Genomic DNA, 17,134 nt, shown 5'->3' on the forward strand with positions numbered 1-17,134 from the left:
CATGATTAAGCTTTCAAATGTATCGTTACTTCGCGGCCGCAAAATGCTGCTGGAAGAGGCGTCGGCACAGGTTTTCCCAGGCCACAAAGTGGCGCTTATTGGCAGCAATGGCTGCGGAAAGTCCACGCTGTTCGCACTGTTGCGCAGTGAAATAAGCGTCGATGCAGGAGATTGCAGCGTACCAAGTGATTGGCGAATTGTAAGCGTGGCTCAGGAAACGCCAGCAACTGATCGAACAGCGATAGATTACGTGATAGACGGTGACAAACATTTACGTGATTTACAGGCTAAGCTAGACGCCGCTGAAAAAAGCGGCGACGGTGTGAAAATAGGCCAAATTCATGGGCAACTTGAGCAGGCTGGGGCTTACGATGTGGAATCACGTGCAGCGACCATACTTTCCGGCCTCGGATTCACTAATGTGCAGCTAAGCGCACCGGTGAGTGACTTTTCTGGTGGTTGGCGCATGCGCTTAAACCTTGCACAAGCACTGCTTTGCCCTTCAGACTTACTGCTGCTTGATGAGCCCACTAACCACTTAGATTTAGATGCCGTAATTTGGCTAGAGAAATGGTTGCAACGCTATGCGGGCACGCTTTTACTTATTTCTCATGATAAAGCGTTTATAGACAATACCGTCGCGCAAATTATTAGTGTTGAGCAACAAAAGCTTGTTACCTACACAGGTAATTATTCATCTTACGAAACTCAGCGTGCTGAGCGCATGCGCTTGCAAAACATAGAGTATGAAAAACAACAGCAAAAGGTAGCCCATCTAAACTCGTTTATTACGCGGTTTAAAGCCAAGGCTAGTAAAGCAAAGCAAGCGCAAAGCCGTATTAAGCAGCTAGAGAAAATGGAAACGTTAATGCCAGCCCATATGGCTAGCCCATTTAGTTTTTCTTTCGCACCGCCAACAGCGCTTCCAAACCCTCTGGTTCAAATGGAAAAAATACAGCTGGGGTACGATGACCATATAGTGCTTCAACAGGTAAAACTGAATTTAGTACCTGGCAGCAGAATAGGTCTGCTAGGTAGAAACGGGCAAGGTAAGTCAACATTAATTAAGCTGTTAGCGGGCGTTCATGCGCCCAAACAGGGCATTTTCAATACCGCTAAAGGTCTTAAGATTGGTTATTTTGCGCAGCACCAGTTAGAAACACTAGACGCTAATGCCACACCCCTTTTACATTTGCAGCGTATTGATGAAAAAGCTACTGAACAGCAGCTTCGCGATTACCTGGGCGGTTTTGGATTTAACGGCGATGAAGCATTGGCTCCTGTGGCACCTATGTCAGGTGGTGAAAAGGCGCGCTTGGTGTTGGCACTAATTGTTTACCAAAAACCTAACTTATTGCTGCTGGATGAGCCTACCAACCACTTAGATCTAGAAATGCGCCATGCGCTAAATATTGCGCTGCAAGGTTTTGAAGGGGCAATGGTGCTGGTATCTCACGACCGCTTCTTACTTTCCTCGGTGTGTGAAGATTTCTATTTGGTAGACAGCGGTGAAGTTGAGCCATTTAAAGGTGACTTGGATGATTATCGCGACTGGATTTTAAAGCAGCAGGCTGCAGAAAAAGCCAAGGCCAACAGCGAGGCTAAAAGTGCTAACAGCGACGCTAAAAACGGCGCGCAGCAAGAGGCAGGAGCGGACAGTAAGCCGGAACGCAAGTTAGATCGTAAAGAAGAAAAGCGCCGCGAAGCCGAGTTCAGGCAAAGCGTAGCGCCACTTAAAAAAGCCATCGAAAAACACGAAAAAGCCATGGAGAAATGCAGTACCGCCTTGGCAGAGGTAGAAGCATCACTCGCCGATACCTCGCTTTACAGCGACGACAAAAAAGCAGAACTCATGGGCTTGCTCGAAAAACAAACTGAGCTTAAGCAACAGCTTGAAGAGGAAGAAATGGCATGGCTAGATGCCCAAGAGCAGATAGAGCAAAAAAGAGAAGAGTATGACAGTGTCAGCGCCTAATATAAAAAACAGTGTGTTTTGGGAGTACAGCGTATCTCGCTATAAGAAAGGTGATATGGCACCACTCGCGCTTCTGCTTCAAGATAACCACAAGGTGAATGTAAACGTTCTCTTGCTGATTTGCTGGTGTTTAGAGAATAATGTCATTATAAATTTGCCTCAGCTTAAATCGGTTATAGCGGCATCAGCGAGCACTGACGAAAAGTTAAAACAGCATCGCGAGAAGCGCAAAGCAGCAAGCCCCGAGAAAGGTGGTGAGCAAACAGCCTACGATGTACTCAAAGCGCAAGAGTTAGAGCTTGAAAGGCAACAGCAGCAAGACATCGTTGCGTCTTTTAATGAGCAGGCGGTTACGCACTTGGGTCAGCAGGCCTCGTCAACGAATATATTTAACGCGTCTATAGCTGCGTTCATTAATGCATACGAGTTACGCGACAACAACGAGGCGCGCCAGTTAGTGAGTCTTGTGGTTAATCAATTATCGTAAAAACACAATAAGAAAATACAATGAGCAAATCAGCGCTATCGCATGGAAAGATAATAAAAAGTAGCTTTAAAGTACCAGGATGGGCAAAGAACCGTCACGTGCAAACTATATGGCCGCGTTTTATTCAAAAGCGTTTACCCCTTTCTTATAATATGGAGCGTTTAACTTTACCGGATGACGATTTTGTTGACGTGGCGTGGGGCCCTAAACCTCAAGAAATATCAGGGATAGTGGTGATATTTCACGGATTGGAAGGCAGCATTAAATCGCACTATGCGAATGATATGATGGCCCAACTATCTGTGAATGGTTGGCAGGTGGTAATGATGCATTATCGCGGCTGTAGCGGTGTGCCCAATCTAAAAGCGCGGGCCTATCACAGTGGCGAAACAGAAGACCCCAGTTTTTTCTTAGAGTGGCTGCACGATAAATTTCCCCGTACTCCCAAAGTAGCTATTGGCTTTTCCCTTGGCGGTAATATGCTGTTGAAGCTGTTAGGTGAAAACCCAGCACAAAAGTGGCTAAAGGCAGCAGTTGCCATATCTTCTCCGCTTAAACTATCTGAGTGCGCTAAGTCAATCAATCAGGGTTTTTCTCGTGTGTATCAAAAGTATTTACTTACTAGCATGAAAGATACTTTGCGTAAGAAGATGGAATACATTGATTATCGCAAGCTTATTCAGCTTACAAAAAGTGATGTAGAAGGCATTACTAGCTTTACTCAATTTGACGAAAAGATCACGGCTCCCCTGCACGGTTTTGCAGATGCGCAAGACTATTATGAAAAGTGCAGCGCGTATCACTTTTTAAGCGCTATCCACTGTCCAACGTTAGTATTGCATAGCATCGATGACCCCTTTATGAACCACTTAATTGTGCCAAAAGAAGAAGAGCTTGCGCGTAACGTTACCGTAGAGTTGAGCGAACGAGGCGGTCATGTCGGCTTCATGCAAGGCTCTGTATTAAACCCGAAGGTTTGGCTGCACGAGCGCGTAAAACGCTTCGTTAGCGAAGCATTACCGGTAAACTCAACTTGTGGTTATGTTAGTCGCTAATGCCGCGGTGATATTGATGTCGTTTAAGTTTTATAAAACGTTTTTCCCAGGAGTGTGAATGATAGTCCCCATCGACGCGTTAGAAGCCGATACGCTTTATAGCTTGGCTGAATCTTTTGTATTACGCGAAGGCACCGACTATGGCGCTGAGGAAGTTGAGCTAGAAGTAAAAGTTCAGCAGGTGCTAGACAGGTTAAAGTCGGGCGAGGCAGTACTTGTATACTCAGAGCTCCACGAAAGTGTGGATATAAAAAGAAAAGAAGATATTGAGCCCAGCGACACAGCTGAATAAAAAACGAAGCGAAAGAATAGCCGTCTTCTTGAAGTGCAGACACAAAAAAGCCGGGTCGAGCAACCCGGCTACCTACCTGAGGAGAGGAAGGCTTAAAAAGCGTAGCGTGCAGTTACCTGCATAATGTCTAAATCATCAATGACTTTGTAGTTTGCACCAACAGCCCACTGTGGCGTGATGTAGTAGTTAGCGCCTACTTTGAATGTCGCTTCACCATCATCTACATCGTAATAGCCCACTTCACCAGCAAGCTCTACCTGCTCTGTAATCATTGAGCGAAGACCTGCATTAATGCTGTAGCCTGTCTCATCATCTATGTCACCATCAACACGCTCTAGGTTAGCGCCAAAATAGGCATCTGTTGTGGCGTTTACAGGTAAGCGGTAACCTGCACCTAGGGTTAGCATATCGAAGTCGAAGTTACCTTCTTCAAAAAAGCTGTACTCGCCGTTTAAGTACCAGTTGCTGTTTAACAGGTATTTACCGTTAACGGTTAGGCCGTCTGGTTCGAAAGACTCGTTGTCGTCAAAGTCCATTTTGGTGTAACCACCTTCTACGTAACGCCAGTCTGGCTTGTCGGCCATTGCTGTAAGAGGAAGTGTTGCCGCAGTAAGTGTAGCTGCAATAAGTGTGATTGATTTACGCATGTGATAACTCCTTAGTATGCTCAGTAGCCCACTGTCTGCAGCGCAGTCGCTCAATAAGTTTGCAAAGCGTCTCGGAGGTCAGCGCTTTTACGATGCGCTGCTCTTCAAAAACGTGCTGGCCCTATACGTCGCTTTTCAGTGGGTTACTTAAGTGATGAACACAAAGCTAAAAACTTCTTCATGTCATCTCAATTATTTCTTTTCAGAAATAGTGTCCGATGTATTTATCAAAACCATGAAGTGCAAAGCGTCTGCCAACTTCGAAAAAAGCTCAGCTGAAATACAAAGAGGAAGTGGCTATCTATCTAATAATTATAGAGAAATTTAAAGTAAGAAGAGGCGGTATGCGAATGACGAAGCAGCTAAAGCCTAGATTGAGGCTAAAAATTAAACATATTGGCATGGAGAACTGTCTCTAAAAAACAACAGTTAACCTTTTGGCTAGCTCATCGGACAAATTTACAACAACGAAATTGTCTTCCACCTTCAATGTCGATGTTTTTAAGTTGTTGTAAATAAATGTAAATTTAATTAATAAGACCGTGTTTTTAGTATTGGAACAGCTTTTGCTCAAGTACTTCTGTGTTATCCAGCATTCACTTTTGCCAACAGGCACGGAATTCGACTTTTTGCGATACCAGTGAATAAAGAAAGGAATAGAGCGCCTTTCTTGAATGGTTTCAATGAATACTTTTTCTCATCATCGTTTTAAAGCAGCAGATAATCTGTTGCTCGCTATGTATAGCTAAGCGATAAAGCTAAGAGATTGACGACCATCTGGATAACCATTGTTTTCATAAGGAGAGGACGAATGGCTAAGCCAGTTTCAATTTTCGGAAAAGATTTACAAACTAATGCGTTTCAGCATCGAAAGCTGTCGCGCATTCTTTTAGCAATGACCAGCGTTATTGCCCTATTTGCATTTCAACAAGCGGGCGCTGTCGAGGTCAATGACAACAATCAGCCTCAAAAAGCATCACCCGTTCTTCAATCTATTATTGATGCTGCTCGCAAATCAGCAACAGAAAGCTATGAACAAGACGATCACGGACTAAACAGCAAATTAAAAGAGATTGATTACACCACTTATCGTTCTATTCGCTTTAAGCCTGAGCAAAGTCTTTGGCACGGTGAGAACGACTACGAACTTCAGTTTTTTCATCCAGGTTTTTTATACGAATACCCCGTTACCATTCACACTATTGGCGAAAGCAATAAGCCCGAACGTTTAGCGTTTAACAGCGACATGTTTAACTACGATGGTTCTGCAGCAGGTTTAGCGGACATGACGGATGAAAAGTCAGGGTTTGCAGGCTTTCGTGTTCACTACCCTATAAAAAACGAAGAGTACAAAGATGAATTTGCTGTATTCCTCGGTGCTTCATATTTTCGTTTGGTAGGTAAAAATCAAGTTTATGGTATTTCAGCACGCGGTTTGGCAATTGATACCGCGTTAGCGAAAGGTGAAGAGTTCCCTCATTTCACAGAGTTCTGGGTTATCGAGCCTGGTGAAGGCAAGCCAATTACTATTTATGCTCGCCTAGAAAGTCCTTCTGTTGCGGGGGCTTATAAATTTGTTATCCAGCCTGATATTGATACCAGTGTAAAGGTAGAGAGCTGGTTATTTGCTCGCGACGACGTGAATAAGCTAGGTATTGCGCCATTTACCAGTATGTTTTTATATGGCGAGAACACAGAAAAGCGTCATGACGATTATCGTCCAGAAGTGCACGATAGTGACGGTGTGCTAATGGTAACTCATGCGGGTGAAGAGATTTGGCGTCCACTGACTAACCCAGCACGCCTTCAGGTTACGTCACTTAGCGATACAAATCCAAAAGGCTTTGGCATGCTTCAACGCGACGGCGAGTGGGGTAACTACCTTGATGCTGAGGCCAACTATCATATACGTCCAGGGCTATGGGTTACTCCGGAAGCCGGCTTTGAGAAAGGTCGCTTGGAAGTCGTAGAAATACCAACTAAGTCTGAAATTCATGACAATATCGTGGCTTTCTGGACACCTGAAAAGCCATTTAAATCCGGTGAGTCCCTGTACTTCTCTTACGACCTTAAGACGGTAGAGCAAAACCCTTTTGTAAGCGAATTAGCGTCTGTTGTGCGCACCCGTCAGGGAAAGGCTGTATTGCCCGGTGACGAGTTTAAAAACGAAAGTTTAAATACGACACGGCAGTTCAATGTAGATTTTAGCGCGCCTTCTGCCGTTGCTTTTGATAACGAGTCGATGAAGCTGGTGGTACAGGGTACTAACGGCACAATTTCTCAGCAGAGACTTTACCCTGTAGCCGACGGCCAAGAGTGGCGTGCTTCCTTCTTCGTGAAGCCGAAAGAGAAGCAAACGGTAGATATGCGCGCTTACATTGAAAAAGACGGCGAGCGTGTGAGCGAGGTTTGGAATTATGTCTACCAGCCAAAATAATCGTACTCAAACATCAGTATCGAACGAGGCTAAAGCCGTGCCTCAGGTTAAACGTGACAGCACTGCACGTGCTTCACAATTCATCTTAAAAGGAGAGCATATGCGTTTGTTTATCATGGCAATGCTAGTAATTCCAAGCACGGCATTGGCCGGTTGGAGCTTATACGAGATATTTTTACCTAACGGCCTTACGAATTTAGAAATTGCGCAGTTAGGCTTGGGTTTGACCCTATTCGCTTGGCTGTGCATGGCGTTTTGGACAGGTATCATTGGTTTCTTTTTACAGCTTTTCAATATAGATCCACTGAGTTTACGCAGAAACCAAGTAAAGCCCGATGCTTCGTCGCCGTTAAAGCAAAAACACGCTGTAGTCATGCCGGTTTATAACGAAGATACCCGCCGTATTATGGTGGGGTTCGAAGCCTGTATTCGCGAGTTAATGGAAAGCGAAAACAGTTCGAATTTCGATTTCTATATGCTCAGCGATACCCGTGACATGGAAAAAGCGGATGCTGAGCTACGCGCTTTTACTCGATTGAAAAAGCGTTTGGGAGCATTCTCTAGCCAAGTGTTTTACCGCCGTCGCGAGCAAAACCTGCACAGAAAAGTGGGTAACCTTAAAGAGTTTTGCGAACGCTGGGGCGCAAATTACGAGTCGATGATTGTGTTAGATGCCGATAGCGTAATGACCGCAGAGCGTATGCAGGACCTGGCCCGCCGTATTGAGCAAAACCCTGATACGGCCTTAGTGCAGACTATTCCTATGCCAGTGCGTCAAAACACCTTCTTTGGTCGTTTCGTGCAGTTTGCTGCTCACCTTTACAGCCCAATGTTGGCAACAGGCTTATCATTTTGGCAAACAGATAGTGCAAACTACTGGGGGCATAACGCCATTATTCGCATTGCACCATTCATGCAGCATTGCGGTCTACCCACCCTTGAAGGTCGTGCACCTTTTGGTGGCGAAATACTAAGCCACGACTTTGTTGAAGCTGCGCTTTTGCGCCGTGCCGGTTGGCAGGCTTACTTACTTACCGACACAACAGGTAGCTATGAAGAAGTGCCAAGTAACATTGTAGACTACGCCATTCGCGACCGTCGCTGGGTGCAGGGCAACATACAGCATTTAGGGCTTTTGAAGGTGAAAGGTCTTAAAATGGCGAATCGCCTGCACTTCTTATTTGGTGCGTTTGCGTACATTTCTTCACTAATACTGTTTTGTATGTTGGCACTAGGTACCGCAGATGCATTAATTCGCGCCACGTCAGTGCCAGAGTTCTTCGTATCTGAGTATCAGCTTTTCCCCAGTTGGCAGGTAGCACGCCAAGACATGATGATGGTAACCATGTGGGGTACCGCCGCCTTACTATTCTTACCTAAACTTTTAGGTATTACCTTGGCTTTAATGAAACGTCGTGAAGAGTTTGGTGGGGCTTGGTCTTTACTAAAAGGCGCGGCAATTGAATTAGCCATGGCTGTACTAATTGCGCCGCTGATGATGTTCTACCATAGCTATTTTGTGATCAGCGTGTTTATCGGTCACTCAGTTAAATGGGAAGCACAAGAGCGTGAAGGTCGCAAAGTACCTTGGACCGTTGCAATCAAACACACGCAAATTATGAGCTGCTTAGCGGTAGCGTGGGGCGTAACTACCTTTTATTTCACACCGTCGCTGTTTATGTGGCTGCTACCTGTATTAATTGGCATGGTGTTGGCAGCACCGGTTATCCGCTTAACAAGCAGTGATAAACTAGGCATAGCGATGCGCAAGTGGGGAGTGTTTGTCATCGATCAGGAAGTGAATGAGTGTAAAGCTCTTAAGCGTTTACGTGTAGCGATGGGATATTTCACTGTCTCTCAATATAAGGCTGAAGTACCTGCCCTTCCTGAGAACGTGTGGCAAGGTATGCCAGAGCAAGCGTTAAGTCAAAAGCCATTACCTATGCGTTACAGACTTCCTAACAGACTGCATCAGTCTTAGAGAGAAGCTCTTTAAACCAAAAAAGCCGCACGTTTTCGTGCGGTTTTTTTGTGCTTTCATTTATTACCACTGCCTAACTCTTATCGATAGACCCTAGCAATAGCAGTATTCTATTGCGTAAAGGTAACAGAAAACGTCACTGGGACTGTCGTCGTTATACTCTTTAGCCCTGCAATTTTTTGTAGCGCAGCTACGCCTTCGGCAAGGCCGAAAGATTCTGCTTTAATAAGCGTAGGAGCAGTAGTAGATACAGTTAGGGTATCGTCGTCTACTTTACTCGCCTTAACCGCAAATGATGTAGGAACGGCTTTTCCATGTAACATCAAAATGCCATCTACTTTCCCGTTAACGACTTGACCCGCTTTCAGGTTTGTCATCGACTCAGGTAACTTGGCTTCAAACGTTGCCTGTGCAAATTCGCTCACGTTGAACAGCATCTCTTGCATTCGCTTGTTGCGAATATCAATGGCTGTATTTACTGACGATAAGTCTACTGCTACGGAGAGCTTGCCGCTATCAGACAGCGTACCATCAAAGCTATCAAACTTATGTACTTCGGTGACCTGTGCATTCTTCGTTGATAAGAAGTGTAGTGCACTTGTTTCGCCGTCTAGTGACCAGTCGGCTGCGGCAGGAAATGCTAGCCCACATGTGAGCAATGCTGCAGATAACGTGCGAATACGTGTAGTCATCATAGGTTACTCCTTTTACTTTTTGGTTCCATCTGGCTTGATTTAACCACTACCAGAGTAATGTGGCCCAGCAACATTACTACGCTATTATACGTAGGTTAACACGCTGTGCTAACTAAATAGTACGCGCTAGCGCTGATGTGGGTTTACGAAGTCATCATACTGGACTACATCTCGCCATGGCACCCTTTGATCGCCCATTACCACAAAATCTGGGTTCTCTAGCGAATGACGCTGATTGTAGGTAAGTGGCTCGAAGTTAGCAGCGGCGATACTCCCGCCGGCTTCAGAGACAATACATTGCGATGCCCCCGTGTCCCATTCACCGGTAATACCTATGCGCATAAAAACGTCAGCTTTTCCTTCGGCAATAAAGCAGGCTTTTAGTGAACAGCTTCCCAAGGGAAGAGTGTGATAAACGCGCTTAGCGCACATTCTGCTAAGCACTTTTTCTCTTGACTGGCGACGGCTAATTGCAATCATCACCACGCTATTTTTAGGATCGTCTAGCTTGCGTACGCTAATGGGATGATCGCCATCAGGTGAAGACTTGAATGCCCCTTTCCCCTTTTGCGCATAATACAACGATTGCCCAGGAGGCCAGAAGATAACGCCTATGGTAGGTTCATTATTCTCAATTAGGGCAATGTTAACCGCAAAGTCACCACTTCTAGCGATGAACTCTTGAGTGCCGTCGATGGGATCGATTAGCCAGTATCTGGGCCAATGCTTTCGCTCTTCTAAACTTGCGTGTTTGTTTTCTTCTGAGAGGATAGGGATATCAGGCGTCGCGGCTTGTAAGCGTTTGTTGATGATATCATTTGCCAAATAATCTGCGCTGGTAACGGGAGACTCATCGTCTTTTTGATAAGCGTCAAATTCCCCTTTATCGTATACGTCTAATACGGCTTCACCGGCTTCGATGGCAATTTCTTTCGCAAGTTCTAGTAGGTCGGCATGGGCGTCATCGGGCATTGTTTATTGTTCCTTAAACCACTTTTGAGCTAAAAACAGCGCGGCTATGCAGCGTGCTTCAACAAAGTCTTCTCGTGCAAGTAAAGCATCTGCTTCATCTAAAGGCCAGTGAATCACCTCAAGAGGCTCGGGTTCGTCGCCTTCAAGTTGCTTAGGATACAAGTCGCGAGCCAAAACAATGGTCATATTGGCGTTAAAGAAAGTGGGCGCCATGCTGACCTTATGAAGCTCAACAAGATCATTGGCCGCGAAGCCAGCCTCTTCTTGTAGTTCGCGATTAGCCGCTTCAATGGCAGTTTCACCAGGGTCTATTAAACCTTTAGGGAAGCCTAGTTGATACGAATGAGTGCCGGCAGCATATTCGCGAATTAACACCATGGTGTTTTCATCAAGCATGGGCACTATCATTACCGCGCCCCTGTTTCCACCCGCCATCCGCTCGAACTCACGGGTGGCGCCGTTTGAAAACTCAAGGTCTAAGCGCTCTACCCTAAAGAGTTTGCTTTGCGCAACGATTTCACGAGAATGAATTTGTGGTAACGGTTTGTTCGGATCAATTTTTGGCATGTCTATCGCTACAACTTTGTTATCATACTTGTATACAATTTCTTAGCTTACTTCATTATAAGGAAAATCGCTTGCCCTTTCTGCCCTGGAATGAAATAGAAACTGTACTGCTAGATATGGACGGTACCCTGTTAGACCTTCATTACGACAACCAGTTCTGGCTACATCATTTGCCTAAACGATTGGCGGAAATAAGGGGAATATCAGAGGCGCAGAGTCAACGTGAAATGACTGCGCGATATGAGTCAGTATTCGGGCAAATTCAATGGTATTGCTTAGATTACTGGGCTGAATCCCTCGAAATGGACTTAGAAAATGAGTTTATGCCGCTTAAGCGTGAACTGGCGCATTTGCTCGCCCTTCGCGACGATACTATTCCTTTCCTTGATGCGCTTCATGACTCAGGCAGGCAGGTGGTATTGGTGACCAACGCCCACCCAAACAGTTTGGCGCTTAAGGTAGAACATACTCAGCTCGACGCGCATATCGACAACCTTATTTCTACCCATGAATTTGGTGTAACTAAAGAGTCTCAGCTTTTGTGGAAGCGACTACAAGAGAGAGTACAATTTGATCCTCGTCGTACCTTGTTTGTCGATGACTCATTACCCATTTTACATTCGGCAAAGACGTACGGTATTAAACATTTACTTGCTGTCGATAACCCCGATAGCACCTTGCCAAATCGCAATATTAGTGAGTTTTCAGCGGTGCGCGATTACCGTTTAATGCTAGAAGACATAAAGCAGAATCCAGTTGATACTGCTTTGAAAAAACGTTTTTAAAGGATGAAAGCAAATGGTTTCTGACACAATTTACGTAGGCTCGCTAAATCCGGTAAAAATAAACGCTGCGCTCAATACACTTTCCGACACACTAGAGCACGATTTCGACGCTCAGGGTATGGCTGTGCCAAGCGGCGTACCCGACCAGCCAATGAATGAGGACGAAACGCGCTTGGGCGCCATTAATCGCGTGAAGGCCATGCTCGCTCATCATCAAGGTGGACTCACAGACTCTTGGTATGTGGCAATTGAAGGGGGGGTGGATGTTTTTGAAGATGGCCCTGCTACCTTTGCCTATGTGGCGATTTACCACGAAGGTCACTGGTCGGTAACACGAAGTGCGAGTTTGCCTTTGCCTGTTAGCGTGTATCAAGCATTACAGCGTGGCGAAGAGCTTGGGCCGGTTATGGACAAGCTTTTCGATACCGTAAATATAAAACAAAAAGGCGGTGCTATAGGGTTACTGACTCTAAATCATGCTTCGCGACAAAGTGTTTATGAAGTGGCGTTGACCCTTGCTATGGCGAAGTTTCATTTTCCTGACTTATACACTGACTAGGTTGAGACAGCATTTGGTGCGCAACGAAGCACTTCACTCCGTTATTTCAACAGATTGCCACAAGGGTCTTTTCGCTTAGGAAAATAGATAAAGCGATCGCAATGGTCGCCCTGAAATCTTTACTGCGATAGGTAATCTTTTCTGTATCCTCTTTTACCTCTCTCGGTTTCTCTTACTGGGGGTCTTATATAAGCTTTTGAAAGTATTGAATAAAATTTCATTTGGCACATTGGCTTTTTAGTTGCAAATCCTTCAGACCAAACGGAATAAGGAGAGTGACGATGAGTGAGACAATCAATACCTACAACCCTGCTACAGGTGAAAAGATCGATCATTATCATTTGATGTCAGCTGAGGATGCCGAACAAGCGGTAACCCGCTCACAAGAGGCTTATTTGAACTGGCGTCGTACATCATTTGAAACCCGCGCAGATTTATTCAATAACCTTGCGGATTTAATGGAAGAACGCATCGACGATCTCGCTAGTCTCATGACTCGTGAAATGGGAAAAGTGACCGCACAAGGTAAGCAAGAGGTGCAGCTATGCGCTGAAATATGTCGCTACACGGCCGAGCATGGCGCTTCAATTCTAGAAGATGAACATCGCATTTTCGAGGGCGGTCGTGCCATCATTACTTATCAACCTATCGGCGTTATTCTGGGCATTCAGCCTTGGAATTTCCCACTTTATCAGGTTATTCGCTACAGCGTATCGAATATTATGGCGGGTAACACTACGGTGCTGAAGCACGCAAAAAACGTGTTTGGAATGGCACAAGCTATTCAGCAAATGTACGAAGATGCTGGTTTTCCAAAAAATGTGTATCAGTCTCTACTTATTGATGGCGGTACGGCCAGTGATTTAATTAAACACAAATATGTGCGTGGCGTCACCTTTACAGGGAGCGACGAAGTAGGTAAGCAAGTGGCGAAAGAGGCTGCGAGTCTATCTAAGAAAACCGTGATGGAACTTGGTAGTAACGATGCTTTCTTGGTGTTAGAGGATGCTGACATCGACCATGCGGTAGAAATGTGTATTCAAGGTCGCGTAATCAACAATGGTGAAACCTGTGTAGCGGCTAAACGCTTCGTTATCGTTGATAGCGTTTATGACGAGTTTAGAGACAAGTTCGTGGCGCAATGTAAAAAGCTTAAAGTGGGTGACCCAACGGATGAAAATACCGACCTTGGCCCCATGGCAAGAGAAGACTTGCGAGATGAACTGCACGACCAAGTGAAAAAATCGATCGAAAACGGCGCTACGCTGTCTCTCGGTGGAGAAGTTCCAGATTCTGATGGTTACTTTTATCCGGTGACGGTGCTTGAAAATGTATCGCCTGGCATGCCCGCTTACGACGATGAGTTATTTGGTCCTGTCGCGTCATTAATCCGCGCCCGTGACGACAAACAGGCAATGGAAGTCGCAAACGACTCACGCTATGGTTTAGGCGGCGGCATTTTTAGTACAGATACAGACAAAGCTATTGCACTGGCGAAAGATGAATTCGACACTGGTATGGTGAATATTAACGGTTATTCACTAGCACAGCCAAACCTGCCTTTTGGTGGTGTAAAAGATAGTGGCTACGGCCGTGAACACGGTGGCTATGGTATGCGCGAATTTGTGAATATCAAAACCATTATGGTAGCTGAAAGTGCTGCTGAGTAATTACTAGATATTTATCATCATTGTATTGAAACGGGCGCGTGCGACGTGCCCGTTTTTTTATATCTTCGTTTTAGTATCAACACGCTCTTTGACGCGTTTCTGTTTCCCTGAATATTTTTACGCCACCGTTCGGTCTTTTATCTTGATATGAAGGTATAAAAATATAAGGAATGGTTTAGGATGACGGCGATGAAAGTCTTACACAGGCAGTTAAGTATTATAAGCAAGGGCACAGTGCAAAAAGTGCACACAAAGGAACAAGGTAAACTACGCACTGCGTGGGTGAGTTTGCTTTCAACGACGTCTATTTTCTTGTTCTTGGCAATAGCGCCAGCCTCATCGGCGCCTTTTACGCAAACATCGTCTCCATCATTTCCTCAACCGCCGACTTCAGAAGAAAGTGCTGGTGAAAGTAAGGCATTTATGGCCTGCCAGAACGTGTCTGTTCAGGTGCTAGGTTCAGGGGGGCCGGAATTGGATGACGGAAGAACATCGAGCGCCTATTTGGTCTGGGTTGATAACAAAGCACGTGTTTTGGTAGATGCTGGCAGCGGCAGCAGTGTTCAGTTTGGCGCAACCGGTGCGTCATTTGAATCCCTTGATGTGATTTTGCTTTCTCACTTACATACTGACCACAGTGCCGATTTGCCGAGCTTCGTAAAAGGTGGTTATTTCACTAACCGCGAAAAAAATTTATGGGTAATAGGGCCTGATGGTAATGACGCCATGCCCTCGACCAACGCTTATCTCTCATCGCTAATTGGCGAGGAGGGCGCATTTAAATATCTGTCTTCTTACACTATCGATGGCCAAGACGACTACACCATATCGGCAAAAAGCGTTGTAGACGCCACATTAGAGAAACCTTTTGAATATGATGTGAATAGTGACATTAGTGTTGAAGCGATGTCGGTGAATCACGGGCCGATCCCCACACTCGCGTGGAAAGTTAAGGCTAACGGATGTGTAGCGGTATTTTCTGGTGATACGAATGATGAACAGGGAAACCTGGCTCGCTTCGCTAAAAACGCTGACCTTTTAGTATTGCACAACGCAATTGACGATAACGCGGGGCGCGTTGCGAAGAACCTGCATATGACACCTACACAAATAATCGATATCGCCGCGCAATCTAAAGCAAAACGCATTTTACTGTCTCATATTATGAAACGTAGCGAATCGGGCTTAGATGCGCTTACTGAGGCTATTACGGTTGTTGCTGAGGGGCGTGTCTATGCTGCGCAAGAATTGATGAATATCACGCTTTTTGATGAGAACTAGGTACGGTTTTAAGTAGAAACATAAGACTGGTCAGCCTATGCCAAGAGGGGAGTTAGCAGGGTTGAACGTGGTAAAGATGAAGTAATGAAAAAATGCAGAGCATTAGGCTCTGCATTTTTAATTCTGACTGGGTATTGTCAGCATTTGCCGCTAATAGCGCCTAATGTTAACTGTACTTTGCTGGCGCTTTTTTTAGTCACTTCTAAACATCTTATTGCGGCGCAAAAGGCAATGGAATAGGCATACCATTTACACTGGCTTTGCCGTCTTTAAGCTCTAATTTTGCCTCATAACCTTGCTCTGTTTCTTTTATCAAGCCTTGTTGGGCAAAAGTACCCAACATCATTGGCGTCTGTTGGTCTACTGCGGCCTCAAGTTCCTCAGCCGTCATGTTTTGCGCCTGAGGTGTTGCCATTAATTGCCCCATCATGTAACCAGATACTACGCTTTGCGCAAAGGCTTTGTCGGCTGTTACCTGTGCATCGACCAGCAAATGGGTTACCCAGTAAGCCACATCTTCCATTGTGCCTGGCAAGGCATCAATGCCAACTAGTTTAGTGTTTGCGTGAGCATTAAACGAACCCTCGGGCAACGTTGCTTTAAGCTTCGTTATGTTAAGTTCAGGCTCTGCTTTTAGCTGGGTAAGCAGGTTCGTCTCAATAAATTCCATCATTTTGGCGGGTACTTCCTCAGAAGGCACCAACAGGGATGTGTTGCTGAACTCTTGATATGCTTTGATGAAGTCAACGTCTAAGTTATTTAAAGCGACGCCTAACACCATATCAGTGGCTGCAAGTTCAGGCCCTTCTACCTTATCAATGGCGTATTCTACGTATACATTAGCTGTATTGCTGTCATCATCAATTTTAGTGTCTGTAATAAGCGCAATATTGTCTAGCTGAACTGTTTCTCCTGCTTCAAGGCCCGTAAATTCCATGGTTTCTATAAGTGCTTTAACTTTCGATTCAAACAGTTCGCCTTTAAAGGCTTCTACCATGCTGCCATCGTAGGTCACATCCATAGAAAGATTGGATATCTTAATCGACGCGGCATCGGCGTTTATGCTCAGTGATTCACCCGATGAGGTATAAAAGGTCTGATCGCCCTCAGGAACAGCTTTACCAGCATAACCTGAGAAAAGCACTGTAAAACCTTCTTCCTCATTGGTTGCGCTAAGGGCCGGAATTACATCTTCGTAGCTTAAATTGCCAAGCAGGCCAACAACGCCTTCATTGCTATAAATTGGCTGTTCACCGTCCCATTGAACGTATTCTCTTAATTCATCCCCATCGATAAATACCGTGTAGTGAACGCGACCTAATCCAACGCCATCACCGAAGTAAACAGGACCGTGATGGGCAACCAGCGAAGCAGTTATACTAGGGTTTTCTTCTAGTGGTATCTCAGATTGGTCGATATTTTGCGCATTAAAAAGCGCTTGAAAATCGATAGCGAGTTTGACTTCTGCTTTCGTTGAGAACCAGCCTTTGTCGTACGAAATGATTTCGGCTGAATAGACAGCCTGTTCGTTAATTTCGGTTACTGCAGCGTTAACATTTTCTTCAACGCTATTACCGATAAAATAAGGGGCAACGCCAAGTGCAACTAAAGTAACGCTAGCGCCAGCAAAAAGAGGTTTGTTCATTGTACAATCCTTTGTTGAGTGTTTTTCCTAGTGGCCCTGATGTGAAAAACCAAGGCTTTTTCTGTATTGTTTATTGGGTTTAGCAC

Annotated in this window: 15 protein-coding genes; 10 read left to right on the forward strand and 5 right to left on the reverse strand. The window is 45.3% G+C overall.

The window, feature by feature from the left end:
* Nucleotide 1 precedes the first annotated feature (1 nt).
* Genes ACXAER_RS10625 through ACXAER_RS10640 form a run of 4 tightly spaced genes read left to right on the forward strand, consistent with a single transcriptional unit; the run spans nt 2 to nt 3,809 of the window.
* Nucleotides 2-1,975: an ATP-binding cassette domain-containing protein gene (locus tag ACXAER_RS10625; protein ID WP_474829056.1), complete on the forward strand. Its 1,974-nt coding sequence runs from the start codon at nt 2-4 to the stop codon at nt 1,973-1,975.
* A complete protein-coding gene (locus tag ACXAER_RS10630; protein WP_474829058.1) occupies nt 1,956-2,462 on the forward strand; it encodes a TIGR02444 family protein in 507 nt (168 codons plus the stop codon). Before ACXAER_RS10625 ends, ACXAER_RS10630 begins: the two co-directional genes overlap by 20 nt.
* 20 nt (nt 2,463-2,482) lie before the next feature.
* Nucleotides 2,483-3,517 (forward strand): hydrolase, encoded by a 1,035-nt coding sequence (locus ACXAER_RS10635; protein WP_474829060.1) that lies wholly within the window; start codon nt 2,483-2,485, stop codon nt 3,515-3,517.
* 58 nt (nt 3,518-3,575) lie between these two features.
* Nucleotides 3,576-3,809, forward strand: a complete 234-nt coding sequence (locus tag ACXAER_RS10640; protein WP_474829062.1) for a YheU family protein — start codon at nt 3,576-3,578, stop codon at nt 3,807-3,809.
* A gap of 92 nt (nt 3,810-3,901) precedes the next feature.
* On the opposite strand, the gene ACXAER_RS10645 is transcribed toward ACXAER_RS10640, so the two are convergent.
* Nucleotides 3,902-4,456 carry an outer membrane beta-barrel protein gene (locus ACXAER_RS10645; protein WP_474829064.1) on the reverse strand — a complete coding sequence of 185 codons (555 nt, stop codon included), beginning with the start codon at nt 4,454-4,456 and terminating at the stop codon, nt 3,902-3,904.
* 811 nt (nt 4,457-5,267) lie between these two features.
* Here ACXAER_RS10645 and ACXAER_RS10650 point away from each other — a divergent pair.
* Together ACXAER_RS10650 and mdoH are read left to right on the forward strand one after the other, a co-directional pair.
* The gene (locus ACXAER_RS10650; protein ID WP_474829066.1) at nt 5,268-6,893 is read left to right on the forward strand and encodes an OpgD/OpgG family glucan biosynthesis protein; all 1,626 of its coding nucleotides are present in this window, start codon (nt 5,268-5,270) and stop codon (nt 6,891-6,893) included.
* A complete protein-coding gene (gene mdoH, locus ACXAER_RS10655; RefSeq protein WP_474829067.1) occupies nt 6,874-8,874 on the forward strand; it encodes a glucans biosynthesis glucosyltransferase MdoH in 2,001 nt (666 codons plus the stop codon). Before ACXAER_RS10650 ends, mdoH begins: the two co-directional genes overlap by 20 nt.
* Before the next feature lie 110 nt (nt 8,875-8,984).
* Here the strand turns inward: mdoH and ACXAER_RS10660 are convergent, their stop codons facing one another.
* The 3 genes from ACXAER_RS10660 to nudE form a co-directional block, all read right to left on the reverse strand.
* The gene (locus tag ACXAER_RS10660) at nt 8,985-9,569 is read right to left on the reverse strand and encodes a YceI family protein (protein ID WP_474829069.1); all 585 of its coding nucleotides are present in this window, start codon (nt 9,567-9,569) and stop codon (nt 8,985-8,987) included.
* A gap of 126 nt (nt 9,570-9,695) precedes the next feature.
* Complete coding sequence (gene cysQ, locus ACXAER_RS10665; protein WP_474829071.1) at nt 9,696-10,541, reverse strand: 3'(2'),5'-bisphosphate nucleotidase CysQ; 846 nt, start codon at nt 10,539-10,541, stop codon at nt 9,696-9,698.
* A gap of 3 nt (nt 10,542-10,544) precedes the next feature.
* Nucleotides 10,545-11,108 carry an ADP compounds hydrolase NudE gene (gene nudE, locus ACXAER_RS10670; RefSeq protein ID WP_014951322.1) on the reverse strand — a complete coding sequence of 188 codons (564 nt, stop codon included), beginning with the start codon at nt 11,106-11,108 and terminating at the stop codon, nt 10,545-10,547.
* A gap of 71 nt (nt 11,109-11,179) precedes the next feature.
* Between nudE and yrfG the strand changes: the two genes are divergently transcribed.
* The 4 genes from yrfG to ACXAER_RS10690 all read left to right on the forward strand — a co-directional run bounded on the left by yrfG (nt 11,180) and on the right by ACXAER_RS10690 (nt 15,403).
* Complete coding sequence (gene yrfG, locus ACXAER_RS10675; protein WP_474829073.1) at nt 11,180-11,893, forward strand: GMP/IMP nucleotidase; 714 nt, start codon at nt 11,180-11,182, stop codon at nt 11,891-11,893.
* A 13-nt stretch (nt 11,894-11,906) separates the two neighbouring features.
* A complete protein-coding gene (yjjX, locus tag ACXAER_RS10680) occupies nt 11,907-12,452 on the forward strand; it encodes an inosine/xanthosine triphosphatase (RefSeq protein ID WP_474829075.1) in 546 nt (181 codons plus the stop codon).
* A gap of 281 nt (nt 12,453-12,733) precedes the next feature.
* A complete protein-coding gene (locus ACXAER_RS10685) occupies nt 12,734-14,122 on the forward strand; it encodes an NAD-dependent succinate-semialdehyde dehydrogenase (protein WP_474829077.1) in 1,389 nt (462 codons plus the stop codon).
* Between the two features lie 189 nt (nt 14,123-14,311).
* Nucleotides 14,312-15,403: an MBL fold metallo-hydrolase gene (locus tag ACXAER_RS10690; protein WP_474829079.1), complete on the forward strand. Its 1,092-nt coding sequence runs from the start codon at nt 14,312-14,314 to the stop codon at nt 15,401-15,403.
* 211 nt (nt 15,404-15,614) lie between these two features.
* On the opposite strand, the gene ACXAER_RS10695 is transcribed toward ACXAER_RS10690, so the two are convergent.
* Nucleotides 15,615-17,048: a YdgA family protein gene (locus ACXAER_RS10695; RefSeq protein WP_474829081.1), complete on the reverse strand. Its 1,434-nt coding sequence runs from the start codon at nt 17,046-17,048 to the stop codon at nt 15,615-15,617.
* Nucleotides 17,049-17,134: the final 86 nt, after the last annotated feature.

Source organism: Alteromonas sp. AWJ4_199, from assembly GCF_056159165.1.

Excerpts from the sequence above, each read along its gene's own strand:
- ACXAER_RS10625 (WP_474829056.1), top strand. The coding sequence starts at position 2 with ATGATTAAGCTTTCAAATGTATCGTTACTTCGCGGCCGCAAAATGCTG.
- ACXAER_RS10630 (WP_474829058.1), top strand. The coding sequence starts at position 1,956 with ATGACAGTGTCAGCGCCTAATATAAAAAACAGTGTGTTTTGGGAGTAC.
- ACXAER_RS10635 (WP_474829060.1), top strand. The coding sequence starts at position 2,483 with ATGAGCAAATCAGCGCTATCGCATGGAAAGATAATAAAAAGTAGCTTT.
- ACXAER_RS10640 (WP_474829062.1), top strand. The coding sequence starts at position 3,576 with ATGATAGTCCCCATCGACGCGTTAGAAGCCGATACGCTTTATAGCTTG.
- ACXAER_RS10645 (WP_474829064.1), bottom strand. The coding sequence starts at position 4,456 with ATGCGTAAATCAATCACACTTATTGCAGCTACACTTACTGCGGCAACA.
- ACXAER_RS10650 (WP_474829066.1), top strand. The coding sequence starts at position 5,268 with ATGGCTAAGCCAGTTTCAATTTTCGGAAAAGATTTACAAACTAATGCG.
- mdoH (WP_474829067.1), top strand. The coding sequence starts at position 6,874 with ATGTCTACCAGCCAAAATAATCGTACTCAAACATCAGTATCGAACGAG.
- ACXAER_RS10660 (WP_474829069.1), bottom strand. The coding sequence starts at position 9,569 with ATGATGACTACACGTATTCGCACGTTATCTGCAGCATTGCTCACATGT.
- cysQ (WP_474829071.1), bottom strand. The coding sequence starts at position 10,541 with ATGCCCGATGACGCCCATGCCGACCTACTAGAACTTGCGAAAGAAATT.
- nudE (WP_014951322.1), bottom strand. The coding sequence starts at position 11,108 with ATGCCAAAAATTGATCCGAACAAACCGTTACCACAAATTCATTCTCGT.
- yjjX (WP_474829075.1), top strand. The coding sequence starts at position 11,907 with ATGGTTTCTGACACAATTTACGTAGGCTCGCTAAATCCGGTAAAAATA.
- ACXAER_RS10685 (WP_474829077.1), top strand. The coding sequence starts at position 12,734 with ATGAGTGAGACAATCAATACCTACAACCCTGCTACAGGTGAAAAGATC.
- ACXAER_RS10690 (WP_474829079.1), top strand. The coding sequence starts at position 14,312 with ATGAAAGTCTTACACAGGCAGTTAAGTATTATAAGCAAGGGCACAGTG.
- ACXAER_RS10695 (WP_474829081.1), bottom strand. The coding sequence starts at position 17,048 with ATGAACAAACCTCTTTTTGCTGGCGCTAGCGTTACTTTAGTTGCACTT.